Raw genomic sequence first — 15549 nt, forward strand, 5'->3', positions numbered from 1 at the left:
ATGACCGACCCTGCCCGCAGTCACCGCGATCTCGTCATGGGGGCGCTCGCCGGCCAGGCCGCTCTCGCCGCACGCTCCGCCGCGCGCACGCTGTACGACGCCGGCGGCCGGGAGGTCCTCCCGGGAGTGGCCCAGACCGGCCTGCAGACCGTGCTCACGCGCACCGCGGCCGAGGCCGTGGCCGCCTCGGCGCCCTCGCTGCTGACGGACGTCGCGGCGCAGGCCGGCGCGGCCGAGGTCGCGGGCGTGGCCGCGGTCGCGACCGCCCGGGCCGCGGGGGCCCAGATCGCGCGCACGGCGGCGCGCGCGGGCCTCGTCGGCCTCGTCGTCGACGCCGCCTTCGGCGCGGCCGAGGGCGTGATCGCCTACCGCCGCGGCACCATGACCGGCAAGCAGGCCTGCGTGCACGCCACCGTCGAGGCCGGCACCGGGGCGGCCTCGACCTCGGTGGGCGTCCTCGTGGCCGCCGGCGCGGTCGCCCTGACCGGCGGCCTGGCTGCCCCTGCGGTCATGGCCATTGGGACAGGTACGGCCCTCGCCGCCAAGCTCGGTCTGAAGCGCCTGTTCGTCCGCGGCCGCGCGAGCGCGCCCGTCGCTCCGCTGCCGGCCGCGCTCTGATCGCCCGATCGACCGCGCCCGCCCGCGCGCTTTTGCCCCGCTCCGCGGCCGCTTGTGTGCCTCTGCCGGTTCTGGCAGGCATATGAGGTCTCGTGGAGACATCTGTGGATGATCGCCCCCCGATCCTTGGGCGACCCGCGAGGCGTGGAGGGGTGAGCATGCGGATGATTGAGCGTGGCCTGCGGCGATCTGTCTTTTCGACCAGCTTGTTGCTCGCGGCCTGCGGCGACGCCGGGACGGCCGGCACCGAGGGTTTGAGCGAGGCCTCGAGCACCACCGACGCACAGACCTCGAGCGGCGTACCGACGACGTCGACCACCGCCTCGGGCGTCACCGACCCGACGACGACGACGCAGGGCATGACCGGCGGCATGACGGTCGAGCCGACGTCCGGCGACACCGGCACGACGACCGGGGACACCGACACCACGACGACCACGAGCGGGCCCGATCCGGTGTGCGGCGACGGGCAGATCGACGCCGGCGAGGCGTGCGACGACGGCGACGACAACGGGCCCGGCAAGCCGTGCAACCTGCAGTGTCAGGCCAACACCTGCGGCGACGGCGATCAGGGCCCCGGCGAGGAGTGTGACGACGGCGCCGACAACACGGACACCGGCAGCTGCAAGGCGAACTGCACCGACAACGTCTGCGGCGACGGGGCGGTCGGCCCCGGCGAGGGCTGCGACGACGGCGACGACGACGACGCCGACGAGTGCACCAACGCCTGCGCCCTGGCGACTTGCGGCGACGGCATCGTCGCGCCGACCGAGGAGTGTGACGACGGCGACCTCGACAACACCGACGAGTGCACCGAGAGCTGCACGGCCGCGACCTGCAGCGACGGTCACATCCAGGTCGACATCGGCGAGGAGTGCGACGACGGGCCGGGCAACGCCGACAACGCCGCCTGCACCACCGCATGCCGGATCGCCGTGTGCGGCGACGGGGCCCTCTACAACACCGGCGACGGCGTCGAGGAGTGCGACAACGGCGTCGACAACGGTCCGGGCAAGGCGTGTAACGATCAGTGTCAGTTCAACGTCTGCGGCGACGGCGACCAGGGCCCCGAGGAGGCCTGCGACGACGGCGACCTCGAGGGCGGCGACGGCTGTTCGCCGCTGTGCGAGCTCGAGGAGTGCGGCAACGGCATCGTCGACCCGGGCGAGGGCTGCGACGACGGTCAGAACGGCGACGACGACGACGACTGCACCGACAGCTGCGAGCTCCCGGCCTGCGGCGACGGCATTCACCAGCCCAATCACGGCGAGGCGTGCGACCTCGGCGGCATGAACAGCGACAGCGGCGACTGCACCGTCGCGTGCAAGGACGCCGTCTGCGGCGACGGCCTGGTCCACGCCGTCGACGAGCAGTGTGACGACGGCGCCGGCAACAACGGCCCCGGCAAGCCGTGCAACGCCGGCTGCGACCTCAACGTCTGCGGCGACGGCGACACGAGCCCGAGCGAGGCCTGCGACGACGGCAACGACGACAACGGCGACGCCTGCACCAACGTCTGCAAGCTCGCCAGCTGCGGCGACGGCTTCGAGCAGCCGCCCGAGGAGTGCGACGCCGGCGAGGCCAACAGCAACACCGGCGCCTGCACCCTCGCGTGCAAGAATCCGTTCTGCGGCGACCTGTTCGTCCAGCCCGGCGCGGGCGAGCAGTGCGACGACGGCAACCTGTCCGACAACGACGCCTGCCTCAACAGCTGCAAGGCGGCCGGGTGCGGTGACGGGGTGGTCTGGCAGGGCGTCGAGGCGTGCGACGACGGCAACCAGATCGACGACGACTATTGCGACAACAGCTGCGTCGCAGCCAGCTGCGGCGACGGCCTCGAGAACGGCGGCGAGACCGACGTCGACTGCGGCGGCAGCTGCGGCAAGTGCGGCCTCGGTCTCGAGTGCGACGCCGGCAGCGACTGCGCCAGCGGCTTCTGCAGCGCCGGCGTTTGTGCGATCGCCGGCAGCTGCAAGGCCATCAAGCAGACCAACCCGGGCGCCGGCAACGGCGTCTACGTGATCGATCCGGACGGTGCCGGGCCGCAGCCCCCGTTCGACGTGTTCTGCGAGATGACGATCGACGGCGGCGGCTGGACCCTCGTCCTCAAGGCCGACGGCCGGCTCGGCACCTTCGCCTATCCCGCCGCGCTGTGGACCAATGGTGCCACCTACCAGCCGCAGTTCCCCGACCTCGACCACAACGAGGCCAAGCTGCAGAGCTTCATGAGCGTGCCCTTCGCCGACGTCCTGGTCGGCATGGAGTACGAGATCGGCGGCGGCCCGCTGGTGCTGAAGACGATCAAGCTGCCGGGGCTCAATCGGCCGTCGATGCAGAACCTGATGAACGCGGGCTACGTGGCGACCGGGGTCGGGCGCGACGCGTGGAAGAGTTTGATCGCCGGCAGCTCGCTGCAGCCGTTCTGCAACGCCGAGGGCTTTAATTCAGTGCCGTGGCCGGTGGCCGGCTGGCCGCAGGTGCGGATCGGCATCGTCGCCAACCAGGAGGACGACTGCACCTCGCCGGACTCGTACATCGGCATCGGCGGGGCCGGGGGCATGTGCCAGGTCCTCGGTCACTCGGTCGGCGACCTCGCCAGCTGCGGCGGCGACAACGGCGAGAAGAACCTGCAGGCGTTCGGGGCGGTGTTCGTCCGCTGAGCCTGCCGGCGCGGCCCCGCAGCGGCGGGGCCGCGCGTTGCCTCCGGCGGCTTCACGACGCACATTGCCGGCATGCCTGCCGAGCGTCCGTCCTCGCCGCGCGCGCCCGACGACGTGCGCCAGGTCGCCACCTGGCTCGACAGCGCCGTGCGGGTCCCCGGTACCGAGTGGCGATTCGGCATCGACCCGCTGCTGGGCCTCGCGCCCGGCCTCGGCGACACCATCGGCGCCGTGCTGTCGGGCTGGATCGTCGTGCGCGCGGCCGGCCTCGGCGCCTCGCCGGCCACGCTGGCGCGCATGACCGGCAACGTGCTGCTCGACGCCCTGGTCGGCGCCGTACCTGTCCTCGGGGACATCTTCGACTTCGGCTTCAAGGCCAACCGGCGCAACCTCGACCTGCTCGAGGGGCACCTCCGCGACCCCGCGCGCCGCCGCGACGTCGACCGCCGGCTGGTCGTCGCCGCGGCCGTGGCCGCCGTGCTGGTCCCGGTCGGCCTGGCCGCACTGGTCGGCTGGCTCGTGTTCGCGGCCTTCCGCGCCGCGGGCCTGTGAGCGAGAGTGCCGCGGTCGATCGCGCGGTACGCCTCGCGCATGCCGCTCGCGTACGCGGACGCGGCCACCGCCCGCTCTCCACGAGCGCTTCGGGGATGCTCGGACCGTCCCACTCGGCGAGCGGCGGCGGGGGTCCTCGGGCGTCCCCGCGGTCGGCGTCGGGCCGTGCGCGGCGCAGGCCGCGAGGCTCAGGGCGGCGATCGTGGACCGCCAGCGAACACGCGTCATCGCCTTCAACCTGGCGCGCCCGCGAGCCTCGCACATCCGACCGAGATCGCCCTCCGCGGGTTGCCGGCGGCGGCGTTCCTGCGCTATGAGCGATCGTCTCGCACCCTCGCCACGAACGGCTCCGCGATGCATCGACGCTCCATGTTTCTTCATCCTGCCGCGTGCGCCGCGGCGCTGGCGCTGGCGTGCGGCGCTCCGGCGAGCCCGGCGAGCCCGGCCGCTCCGGGCCCGGCTGCGGCTCCGGCCGTCGAGGCCCCCGCGGCCGAGCCCGCGGCGCCGCCTTCGCCGCCGCTGACCGCCGAGGAGCGCGAGGCCGTCGGCGGGCGGATCTACTACCTCGCCGAGCGCGACGAGGGGGCCAGCATCGAAGTCATCTTGCCTTCGGGACAGGGTGTAAAGACCATGCTCTCCGGGACAGCCGGTGCCGGCCCGCCGTCGGTGCTGCCGGGGCCGGTGGCCCCGAACGGCGAGTGGATCGCGGTCATCACCGTCGACGAGCACGAGGGCGGGCACGAGGAGCGCATCGAGGTGCGACCGCTCGGGGCCGCGGGCGAGCTCGGCGAGCCGGTGTGGCGCAGCGACGCCGCGCCGCAGGTGCGCAGCCCCAACTGGGCGCCGGACGGCCGCACGCTGGCGTTCGAGGCCGCCTTCTCGAGCTTCCGCGACATCTATACTGTCGGCCTGGCCGATAAGACAGCCCCGAAGCTGCGCCGTCTGACCGACCACCCGGCCGGCAACTACGAGCCGGCGTTCTCGCCCGACGGGCGCCAGATCGCCTTCGTCTCGAGCCGCGACGGCAACGCCGAGGTCTACGTCATGCGCGCCGACGGCAGCGAGCCGCAGCGCCTGACCCACTTCCAGCTCGACGACTGGGGCCCAGTGTGGTCGAAGGACGGCGCTCTGCTGGCGTTCATCAGCAACCGCGAGAGCGCCGACCGGATCTTCGTGTGCAAGCCGGACGGCACCGAGCTGCGCCGCCTGACCCCCGACGTCCTCGACGCGCGCAAGTCGTTCGAGCCCGGCGAGGCCGAGCCGGTGTTCACGCCGGACGGCAAGGGCCTGGTCTACAGCGTGCGCACCGGCCCGCAGAAGGCCGCGCTGCGCCGCGCCGACCTGGCGACCGGGGCGATCGTCCCGCTGACCGCCGGCACCAGCTCCGACCGCGAGCCGACCTTCGCGCCGAGCGGCGAGCTGCTGGTGTTCGCCTCCGACCGCGACGGCGACCCCGAGCTGTACCTGATGCGCCCCGACGGCACCGGCGTCACCCGCCTCACCGAGCGCAAGGGCGCGGACTGGCTGCCCCGCTGGAGCCCGCGCTGAGGGCGTGTCCGTTCGGGCATGTCCGAAGGCACATGAGCGCGAGGACATGCTCCTGGGAGCATGTCCTCGGCGTCTCCTGACCCGTCAGGTGGCGGCTGCGGCGGCCGCGGCCTTCTTCTCGGCCTCGGCGCGCTCCTTGGCGATGCGCTCGCTGTCCCTGGCGTAGGCGAAGTCGGCCTCGCGCGGCTTGCGGATGAACAGCAGGTACACGCCGATGGCCAGGAGCACCATCGTCGCGTAGTGGGCGGTGGTCAGGCCGAGGTAGGTCTTGTCCTTCTCGCGCATGAAGTCGAGCGCGAAGCGGAACGGGGCGTAGAGCAGGCACACGAGCCCGGCGATCCGGCCCGGGGCCGACTTGGCCCAGTTGAACACGAAGTGCACGAACAGCACGATCGGCACCAGGTACATGAACTCGAGCAGGCCGTTGTCGAAGCGGTACTCGCCGCCGGGCCACGGGCCGACCGCGAGCGGGTGCGACGGGTCGGTGATGGCGCCGGGGTGGTCGTGGACCAACGCGCAGCCGAGGCGGCCGAGGGTGAAGCCGACGAGCAGGCCGAACACCAGCATGTCGGCCCAGATCAGGTACGGCTGCTTCATCTTGCGCAGGTACCAGAAGAACCCGACCAGCGCGCCGAAGAACCCGCCGACGCTCGACAGGCCGTTCCAGATCATCAGCAGCACCGCGGGGTTCCGCGCCACGTCCTCGGGGAAGTAGAACAGCACCGAGACCCAGTGCGAGATGACGAAGCCCGTGATCAGGATGTAGAACATCAGGTCGCGGGCCACGAACTCGTCCATGTCGCGCTTCTTGGCGAACTGGAGGCAGCGCTGGTACCCGAGGATGACCCCGAGAGCGACCAGCGGCCCGAACACCTGCAGCTTGAGCGGCCCGATGACGGGAAGATCGGCGATCAGCTTCTCGGGCGGCCGGATGTACGGGATCAGTGCTTCGAGCATCGGCCGCAAGGTAGCGTAACCCCCCCGGCCCTGCAAAACCCCGGGTTCAGCGCGCCCCGGGGGCCGCTGTCCGGCGCGCCGTAACCTCCGCCGCCGGGCGTCTCGACGGTCAGCCGCTGCCCCGCGCCCACCGTCGTCCGCGCCCGTCCGGGCAGCTCCACCCCGTCCAGGAGGTTGCGCCCGCACGCCCCCGGAGACCCGCCTGCGAGCCCGAACGGGGCCCGCGTACGCCGCTCCGCGACGATCGAGACTTCGATCCCGTCGCGCAGGAATTCGAGTTCGCGCACGAGCCCGTCGCCCCCGCGCCAGCGCCCCGCCCCGCCGGAGCCGCGGCGCAGCGCGAACCGATGCACGCGCACCGGAAATCGCGCCTCGAGCACCTCGGGGTCGGTGATCCGCGTGTTCGTCATGTGCGTGTGCACCCCGGACGCGCCGGCTTCACCGGCGATTGCGCCGCTCCCGCCACCGATCGTCTCATAGTAACCAAAGCCCGCGTCGCCGAAGCAGAGGTTGTTCATCGTGCCCTGGCTCGCGGCCGCGGCCGCCAGCGCGCCGAGCAGCACGTCGACCACGCGCTGGGCCGTCTCGACGTTGCCCGAGGCCACCGCCGCACCTGGCCCCGGGGACAGGATCGTCCCCGGCGGCAGGACCACGTCGACCTGCCGCAGGCAGCCCGACGCCAGGGGGATCGCCCGCCCCGCCAGCACGCGCAGCACGTACAGCAGCGCCGACACCGTCACCGCCCGCGGCGCGTTCGCGTTGCTCGCCGATTGCGGCCCCGTGCCGGTGAAGTCGACCTCGAGGCGCTCGCCGCGGACCGTGAACGCCACCGCGATCGCCGTGCCGTCGTCGAGCGCGTCGGCGAACCGGCGCGAGCCCGCCGGCATGCGCGCGATCAGCTCGGCCACGCAGGCCGCCGCGTCGTCCTGGATCGCCCGCAGGTAGGTCGCCAGCGCCGCGCTGCCGCTGCTCGCCGCCAGCTCACGCATGAGCCGCGCCCCCGCCTGGTTGGCCGCGATCTGCGCCTCGAGGTCGGCGAGGTTCTGCGCCGGCTGTCTCGCAGGCCATGTCCCTCCAGTCAGGATCTGCCGCAGCCCGTCGCGGTCGAGCGCGCCGCCGCGGACCGCCGGGAACGCGCGGAACACCACGCCCTCCTCGGCCAGCGTGCGCGCGTCCGGCGGCATCGAGCCCGGCGTGATGCCGCCGACGTCGGCGTGGTGCCCGCGGTTGGCGACGAAGCCGCACAGCGCCCCGGCGTCGTCGTGCACCGGGGCGATGACGGTGATGTCGGGCAGGTGCGAGCCGCCGGCCGCGGGGTCGTTGGTGACGAACACGTCGCCGGGCCGCGGCGACGGGTGCGCCGCCAGCACCCCGCGGATCGACTCGCTCATCGCCCCGAGGTGGACCGGGATGTGCGGCGCGTTGGCCACCAGCCCGCCCTCGGCGTCGAACACGGCGCACGAGAAGTCGAGCCGCTCGCGGATGTTGGTCGACAGCGCGGTCCGCTGCAGCACGACGCCCATGTGGCGGGCGATGCCGGAGATCCGCGCGCTCATGATCTCGAGGCTGACCGGGTCGACCGCGCCGGCCGCCACGGCCGCGCCGCCGGTCACGTCGCGCGCCACCAGGCAGCCATCGGCCGCCAGCTCGGCGACGAAGCCCGGCTCGAGCACGATCGTCGCCGTGGCGTCGAGGATCAGCGCCGGGCCGGCGATCGCCTGCCCGGCCGCGATCGCCTCGCGCCGCAGCGTCGGCACCAGCCTCCACCCGCCCTCGACCCACATGTCCGATCGGTCAGGCAGCTGCGATCGACCTGTCTCTTCGAGCGGCGCGCCGGAGGTCGCCTCGTCGCTCACCAGCAGCTCGACCCGCGCGCTGACGACCTCGATCGGGTGGCCCGGGCGGGCGTAGCCGAACTCGCGCGCGTGCGCCCGCTCGAACGCCTCGCGCAGGCCCTCGCCCGCCCACGCGATCGTCAGCGCCACGTGGGTGCCGTGGTAGCGCAGGTCGACCCGCCGCACCGCCGAGGCTCCGGGCCCGCCCTCGGCCGCCAGCGCCGCCTGGCCCTCGCGCTCTAGCCTTTCGAACATGTCCCGAAGGTCCAGTGATTCGCCGAGCTCGATCCCGCCGACGTCGGCCTGGCCGTGCCAGCCCGGGCGGGCCGCGCCGATGCCGACGGCCGACAGCACCCCGGCGAGCGGGTGGAACACGAGCGTGCGGATCTGCAGCGCCCGCGCCACCGCGCACGCGTGCTGCCCGCCGGCCCCGCCGAACACGATCAGCGCGTGCTCGCGGACGTCGTGGCCGCGGCGCACCGTGACGTCGCGGATCGCCGCGGCCATCCGCTCGTCGGCGATCTGCCGCAGGCCCTCGGCGACCTGCAGCGGCGACATCGAGGCCCCGCCGGCGTTGACCTCCTCGGTCAGCGCCTCGAGCCCGGCGAACGAGCGCTCGCGGTCGAGCGCGAACGGGAAGCGGGCCGGGTGCAGGCGCCCGAGCACGAGGTCGACGTCGGTCAGCGTCAGCGCCTGCGCCTGCGGCCGGCCGTAGCACATCGGCCCGGGGTCGGCGCCGGCGCTGTCTGGCCCGACGGACAGCTTGCGATCGCGGTACCTGCAGATCGATCCGCCGCCGGCCGCGATCGTGTGGACCGCCAGCATCGGCGTGCGCAGCCGGACCCCCGCGACCCGCGTCTCGTAGCTGCGCTCGAGCTCCCCGCCCCAGCGCACCACGTCGGTCGAGGTCCCGCCCATGTCGAGGCCGATCACCTGCGCCAGCCCGAGCCGCGTGGCGATCGCGGCGCACGCCACCGCCCCGCCGGCCGGCCCCGAGAGCACCGCGTCGCGCCCGCGGAACCGCTCGGCCGCGCACAGGTCGCCGCTCGACTGCATCAGCTGCAGCTCCGCCGACCCGAGGCGCGCCCGCAGCCCGCGGACGTACTCCCGCAGCAGCGGCGTGAGGTACGCGTCGACCACGGCGGTCTCCGCCCGCGCCAGCAGCCCCTGCGCCGGCGCGACCTCGTGCGACAGCACCACCTCCTCGAACCCGGCCGCCCGCGCCGCGGCGCCGACGATGCGCTCGAGCCCGCCGTCGCGGTGGTCGTGGATCACCGCCACCGCGGCGCTGCGCAGGCCCTCGGCGTGGATGGCCTTCAGGGCATGTTCGAGCGCACCTGTCTCCGGGGACACGAGCACCTCACCGCTCGCGGCCCGGCGGGCGTCGACCTCGAGCACCGCGGAGGTCAGCGGCGTCGGCTTGTGGATCGCCAGCGCGAACAGGTCGGGTCGCGCCTGGTCGCCGATCTCGAGCAGGTCGGCGAAGCCGCGGGTGATGAGCAGCGCGGTGGGGGCGCCCTTGCGCTCGAGGAGGGCGTTGGTGGCGACGGTGGTGCCGAGGCGGATCCGGCAGCGCGGGATGGCGGCGTCGTCGGCCAGCCCGAGCAGCGCGCGGATCGCCCGCAGCGGCGCGTCGTCGGTCGACAGCACCTTGATCGCGCGCAGGTGGCCGGTCCCCGGCACGCGGCCGACGCAGTCGGTGAACGTGCCGCCGCGATCGATCCAGAACTCCCACAGTTCCTCGCGCATCGCGCTTCCTTACCACGTCGCCGCGCCGGCGCTCACGTCGGCGGCTCGGCCAGGCCGAGGGTGTCCCACAGCGCCTCCCAGATCTCCTCGGCCATGGCCGACTCCTTGCGCCCGGGGTCGGTGGTGAGGGGGACGGCGATGTCCCAGTGGACGACCTCGCCGCGGCTGCCGTCGCGTCGCTCGATGATCATCAGTTGACCGTCGATCTCGCCCGGAGGCGCAAATTTCGCCTGATCGGGCAGCTTCCACGCCGGCTTCAGCTTGGCCTCGACCAGCGCCCAGTCGACCGGCTGCCGCGGCCTGGGCCGACACATGCCGAGGCCGTGTCCGCTGCGCCGGTCGATGCAGTCGATCCAGTCGCGGTACTCGGCGAACACCCCGTCGTCTTCCTCCTGCGAGGGCGCCGACCAGAACACCCACGTCTCGCCGGTGACGCCCTCGGCGCCGCTGCGCAGCTCGACCAGCGCGCGCCTCGCAGGGGTCCGGATCCACACGCGCAGCTCGGTGTCGAGGGACCCCAGCCTGGCCTGGGCCAGCGGCGGCGCGCCGCGCAGCAGGTCGGCCCGGGCCAGCTCGTCGACGCGGGCGGCGAGCCAGTCGACGGACGGCAGCTCGCGGACGATGGTCGCGTCCCGCGGCGCAGCACAACCTGTCCCAAAAGTCCAGGCGAGGCCGGCGACGACCACGGCGTGGGACCAGCGGAGCATGGCAGGCATGCGGCCGGCGATCGTAGCGAAGCGGGCGAGCGTTGCCAAACCACGGGGGACGTGCCAACCATGCCGCACAACGGCGATGACGACCGGCGACAAGATCTTTCGTCAGCTGCGGCGTCGCGCCAATCAGATGTTCGCGCGCCTGCGGCCGCCGCCGCTGACCTTCGTCTACGGGCCGCATTACGAGTGTTCGTGGCCGGGCTCCGCGGTCGACGAGGTGCGCGGCGAACGGATCCTCACCGCGCTGGCGGCCGAGGGCCTCGTCACCTTCGAGCAGGTGCGGCGGCCCCCGCTGGCCACGTACCACGCGATCCGCCGCGTCCACGCCGACGCCTACCTCGACGCCTGCCAGCGCCCGGAGGTGATGGCCGACATCCTCGGCGGGCTCGGCGTCGGCGAGGTCGACACGGCGCGGATCCTCGACCTCCAGCGGGCCATGACCGGCGGCACCATGCTCGCCACCGACATCGCCCTCGGCACCGGCAAGATCGGGGTCAACCTCGGCGGCGGGTTCCACCACGCCCACCGCGAGGTCGGTCGCGGCTTCTGCGTGTTCCACGACGTCGCCGTGGCGATCGCCGAGCAGCGCGCGCTCGGCTTCCACGAGCGCGTCCTCGTCGTCGACCTCGACCAGCACGACGGCGACGGCACCCGCGCCCTGTTCGCCGACGACCCCACCGTCTTCACCCTGTCGATCCACAACCACCACTGGGGCAGCACCGACGCGGTCGCCTCGACCAGCGTGGCGCTCGGCGACGTCGTCGGCGACACGCTCTACCTCGAGACGGTGCAGCTCCACCTCACCGAGGCGCTGCGGCAGCACCGGCCGCGCCTGATCTACTTCCTCGCCGGCACCGACCCGGCCGTCGGCGACAAGGTCGGCGTGTGGCAGATCAGCGCGGAGGGCATGCTCGAGCGCGACATCGCCGTGTTCGAGGCGATCCGCGAGTTCGCGCCCGACGCCGCGGTGGTGGTGTGCCTGGCCGGCGGCTACGGGCCGACGACCTGGCAGCACAGCGCGCGCAGCTTCGCCTGGCTGCAGAGCGGCCACCGCGGGTTCGAGCCGCCCGACAACGACGAGCTGTCGCTGATGCGCGCGCGTCACTACGCGGCGCTGCTCAAGCCGGCCGACCTCACCGGCGAGGGCGACGACCTCGGCCTCACGCTCGAGGACCTGGTGCCGAGCCTGGCGGCGACGGCCCGCGAGCCGCGCTTCCTCGGCTACTACTCGCGCCAGGGCCTCGAGCTGGCGCTCGAGCGCCACGGCCTGCTCGGGCGCGTGCGCGCCAAGGGCTTCCAGCCGTCGCTCGAGTTCAACCTCGTCGACCCGCAGCGGCACATCCTCAAGATCTTCGGCGACCCCGACCACAAGGAGTTGCTGTTCGAGCTGGTGGTGCACCGCGACCGCCGCACGATCCCCGGCTTCGAGCTGCTGTCCGTCGACTGGTTGCTGCTGCAGAACCCGCGCGAGCAATTCTCGGCCGACAAGCCGCAGCTGCCCGGCCAGCGCCACCCCGGCCTCGGCCTGTTCGAGGAGGTCGTGGCCCTCCTCATCATCGCCTGCGAGCGCGTCGGCCTGGCCGGGCTGGTGGTCACGCCGTCGCAGTACCACCTCGCGGTGCAGTGGCAGAAGCGCCTGCGCTTCGTCGACCCCCGCGCCGCCGCGCGCATGCGGGCGATCCGCGAGGCGCTGCCCGGCGCGAGCCTGGTCGAGGCCGCGCGCGCGCTGGCCGAGGGCCGCGTCGTCAATCACAAGACCGGAGAGACATGTTCTTACGAACCTGCCCCGATGGTCTTCCCGATCTCCGACGAGCTCAAGGCCGAGCTCGACCCCGAGAATTATTTGAAGGCGATCGACGAGGTCGCCGACGAGTACCGCTTCCAGCTGTCGTCGCCGCGCTGACGGCGTCGGCGCTGTCCGGGCGCGCCCGCTTCAGCGCTCTTCTGCGAGCACGAAGCCGTCGTCGATGCAGTAGAGGTGGGCCACTTCGTGGCATCGCAAGTTCAGGTAACTGGTCCACCAGCGTTCATCCCGCCAGATGTCCCAGTCGGGCCCGTCCTCGACAGCCAAGGCGTTCAACCCCTGGCGAGCCTCCAGCGCGTCGCTCGCGGACAGCCAGGCGTCACAATGGTCGGTGACGCTGAAGATCTCGCCGAACGCCGAGGTGTTGGTCCAGACCAGCTCCTGGTGAACGACGTCTCCCGTTTCCGTGCGGGAGATCCCCGTGTGGGGGCCGTTGTCGACGAGGTCGAGGAGATCGTCGGCGACGACCAGGCCACCCGGGAGAATCAGCGGGACCGCCAGCTCCCACTGCTCGAAGCGCGTCGCGGGCGACTGGAAGTCGTCGCTGATCCACGCGCGGTAGGCGTTGGCGTTCGTCAGGCCCGCCTGAGAAGCGGCGGCGCGGCACTTGAGGTCGGCCCCGGACACGCCGCCGAGGTTGCCGGCGAACTTCGCCGCGGTGACGAAGAGCAGCCGCCCGTAGAAGCCGCACGAGAGGTCGCACGGCGCGAGCTCGTCGTCCGTGACGCCGGTGCCGTTGAGCTCTCCGCGATCGCAGGTCTCGTGGTCCGGGTCGAGGATGCCGTCGCCGCAGCGCGCGGCCCAGTGGCAGGTGTCGGGCCGACAGCCGCCGTAGTCGTTGCTGTTGGCGGAGCCCATGTCGCACTGCTCGACGCCCTTCCACACCAGACCGTCGCCGCAGGTGGCGAGCTTGCACTCGATGGTGCAGCCGCCGTCGTCGGCGTTGGCCTTGCCGAAGTCGCACTCCTCGGCGCCCTCGGCGATGTCGTCGCCGCAGACGGGCGCCTCGGAGGTCGTCGAGGCCTCGGTGGTCGACGGCCCGCTCGTGGTGCCCGGCTCGGAGGTCGTGGGCTCGTCCCCGGTGGTCGCGGTCGGAGGCGGGTCGAAGGACGTGGGCCCGCCGCTCATGTCCTGGCTGTCCGACGCCGGCGTGGAGACCAGCGGGTCGTCCGTACAAGCTGTCCCGAGGGACAGGAAGAGAAGACCGGTACAGTACGTCCTGCGCGCCATGGTTCACTCCCCCTCGATGCAGTAGAGCCGCGCGCTGAGGGCCGTACAGGGCAAGGGCGGGTCGTCGGGGAACATCGTCCAGGTCTCGGTGATCGACGACACGTTGCCCTTGTACGCCGAATGATCGGAGAGCGCGCTGGTGGTCCAGTTGTCGCAGTGGGTGCCGGGCGCGGCGGTGCCGTCGGGCCGGGTTCCGGTGAGGACGCCGCCGCCGATGTCCTGGTTGCCGTGCTCGTCGACGTTGATCGGCGCCGCGAGGGAGCCCGAGAAGAACTGCTCGAAGGTCTCGACGACGACCACGCCGTCGGTGCGGACGTAGCGGCCCCGCCCGGGGTAGAGGCGATCGCGGACGTCGTGGTCGGCGTCGGACAGCCAGGCGATGAAGGACTTCCAGGTGTCGTCGGCCTTGCCGCTCTGCAGGGCGTACTGGCGGCACCGGCTGTCGGCGCCCTCGAGACCGCCGATGTCGCCGTTGTTGTGGAACGCGGCGGTGGCGAAGATCCACCGGTTCTTGGTGCAGTCGTCGCAGCGATCGTCGGCGACGTCGTTGGCGTCGTCGCACTCCTCGTCGCCCTCGACGATGCCGTCGCCGCACACCGGGTCGGCGGCCCCGGTCGTGCCGGTCGTGGTCGTGTCGACGCCGCCGGAGCTCGTGCCGGTGCCCGTCGTGCTCGACTGCGGTCCGTCGCTCGCGCCATCACCGGAACCGGTATCCTCGCCGGCCGAGCTCTCGGTCGTGGTCATGATCGTGGTCGACCCGTCGTCGCCCGTGCTCGAGTCGCCGGTCGTCATCGTCACCGGCGGCGGATCGATGTACTTCAGGCCAGGCGCCACGCAGCCGACCACGAGCAGCGTGGAGGGCAGAAGCAGAAGGATGCGCGACATCGCGCGACGGTCTCATGATCGTCGGGAGCGTGTCAACAGCCACGAGCGCGCAGGGCGATCTCGCAGGCTCGCTCGCGCGAGTACGCCGGCGAGCGCCAACAAGATCGCAGCGCCACGAGTCCGTGGAGACAGCGGTCCTCGCGTCACCGAGCAAGGCCGTAGTCGACAGCAAATTCACGTACTCTTCCTTCTGAAAAAAATGCTGCAAGACGACCTTCCCGCCGCCACCGTCGACGCCGTCGCCGCGCTGCTCCAGACCGCGAGGCGGATCCTGTTCATCACCGGCGCCGGAATGTCGGCGGATTCGGGCCTGCCGACCTACCGCGGGATCGGCGGTCTCTATGACCGCAAGGACACCGACGAGGGCTTCCCGATCGAGGTCGCGCTGTCGGGGCAGATGCTGCAGTCGCGCCCGGAGGTGTGCTGGAAGTACATGGCCCAGATCGGGGCCGCCTGCACCGGCGCGCGGCACAACCGGGGTCACGAGATCCTCGCCGCGTTCGAGCGCGAGATCGCGGGCGCCTGGGTGCTCACGCAGAACGTCGACGGCTTTCACCGCGACGCCGGTTCGCGGCAGGTGATCGAGATCCACGGAAATGCGCGCAGCATCGTCTGCACCCGCTGCTCGCGCCGCGAGACCGTCAGCGACTACCAGGTCGTGTCGCTCCCGCCGATGTGCCCGGCCTGCGGCCACGTCCTGCGCCCCGAGGTCGTGCTGTTCGGCGAGCTCCTGCCGCCCGACGCGACCGAGGCGTACGAGCGCGAGACCCGGGCCGGCTTCGACCTCGTGGTGTCGATCGGCACCACGAGCGTGTTCCCGTACATCGCCGCGCCGGTGATCGAGGCGCACGAGCAGGGGATCCCGACCGTCGAGATCAACCCCGGCGACAGCGAGGTCTCGCGGTTCGTCGACCATCGCCTGCGCGCCCGCGCCGCCGTCGCGCTCGAGGCCCTGTGGCAGCGATTCACGGCGGCGCGGGCCTGACGGCCGGGCCGCC

11 protein-coding genes are annotated in these 15549 nt (G+C 72.6%); 6 read left to right on the top strand and 5 right to left on the bottom strand.

The features are described 5' to 3' along the window. The 4 genes from K7C98_RS00690 to K7C98_RS00705 all read left to right on the top strand — a co-directional run bounded on the left by K7C98_RS00690 (position 1) and on the right by K7C98_RS00705 (position 5378). Positions 1-618, top strand: a complete 618-nt coding sequence (locus K7C98_RS00690; RefSeq protein WP_224189518.1) for a hypothetical protein — start codon at positions 1-3, stop codon at positions 616-618. A 164-nt stretch (positions 619-782) separates the two neighbouring features. Beyond that, positions 783-3278, top strand: a complete 2496-nt coding sequence (locus tag K7C98_RS00695) for a DUF4215 domain-containing protein (RefSeq protein WP_224189519.1) — start codon at positions 783-785, stop codon at positions 3276-3278. A 72-nt stretch (positions 3279-3350) separates the two neighbouring features. After that, positions 3351-3830, top strand: coding sequence for a DUF4112 domain-containing protein (locus K7C98_RS00700; RefSeq protein ID WP_224189520.1), 480 nt, complete (start codon positions 3351-3353; stop codon positions 3828-3830). Positions 3831-4199: 369 nt separating this feature from the next. Then, positions 4200-5378 carry a TolB family protein gene (locus K7C98_RS00705; protein ID WP_224189521.1) on the top strand — a complete coding sequence of 393 codons (1179 nt, stop codon included), beginning with the start codon at positions 4200-4202 and terminating at the stop codon, positions 5376-5378. Positions 5379-5462: 84 nt separating this feature from the next. Here the strand turns inward: K7C98_RS00705 and K7C98_RS00710 are convergent, their stop codons facing one another. From K7C98_RS00710 to K7C98_RS00720, 3 genes are read right to left on the bottom strand one after another with little or no spacing between them, the layout of a single operon-like run. Next, on the bottom strand, positions 5463-6335 hold the full coding sequence (locus tag K7C98_RS00710) for a prolipoprotein diacylglyceryl transferase (protein WP_224189522.1): 873 nt from the start codon (positions 6333-6335) through the stop codon (positions 5463-5465). Continuing rightward, positions 6320-9919 (bottom strand): hydantoinase B/oxoprolinase family protein, encoded by a 3600-nt coding sequence (locus K7C98_RS00715; RefSeq protein ID WP_224189523.1) that lies wholly within the window; start codon positions 9917-9919, stop codon positions 6320-6322. Before K7C98_RS00715 ends, K7C98_RS00710 begins: the two co-directional genes overlap by 16 nt. Positions 9920-9951: 32 nt before the next feature. Then, on the bottom strand, positions 9952-10635 hold the full coding sequence (locus K7C98_RS00720; protein ID WP_224189524.1) for a hypothetical protein: 684 nt from the start codon (positions 10633-10635) through the stop codon (positions 9952-9954). A gap of 76 nt (positions 10636-10711) precedes the next feature. On the opposite strand from K7C98_RS00720, the gene K7C98_RS00725 reads away from it, so the two are divergent. Further along, positions 10712-12535, top strand: a complete 1824-nt coding sequence (locus tag K7C98_RS00725; protein ID WP_224189525.1) for a histone deacetylase family protein — start codon at positions 10712-10714, stop codon at positions 12533-12535. A 30-nt stretch (positions 12536-12565) separates the two neighbouring features. Here the strand turns inward: K7C98_RS00725 and K7C98_RS00730 are convergent, their stop codons facing one another. Both K7C98_RS00730 and K7C98_RS00735 read right to left on the bottom strand, forming a co-directional pair. After that, positions 12566-13666, bottom strand: a complete 1101-nt coding sequence (locus K7C98_RS00730; RefSeq protein ID WP_224189526.1) for a hypothetical protein — start codon at positions 13664-13666, stop codon at positions 12566-12568. Between the two features lie 3 nt (positions 13667-13669). Further along, positions 13670-14551: a DUF4215 domain-containing protein gene (locus K7C98_RS00735; protein ID WP_224189527.1), complete on the bottom strand. Its 882-nt coding sequence runs from the start codon at positions 14549-14551 to the stop codon at positions 13670-13672. A 199-nt stretch (positions 14552-14750) separates the two neighbouring features. On the opposite strand from K7C98_RS00735, the gene K7C98_RS00740 reads away from it, so the two are divergent. Continuing rightward, positions 14751-15536 (top strand): NAD-dependent deacylase, encoded by a 786-nt coding sequence (locus K7C98_RS00740; RefSeq protein WP_224189528.1) that lies wholly within the window; start codon positions 14751-14753, stop codon positions 15534-15536. Positions 15537-15549 lie beyond the last annotated feature (13 nt).

It is taken from the genome of Nannocystis pusilla (assembly GCF_020073745.1).
Taxonomy (GTDB): domain Bacteria; phylum Myxococcota_A; class Polyangia; order Nannocystales; family Nannocystaceae; genus Nannocystis; species Nannocystis radixulma.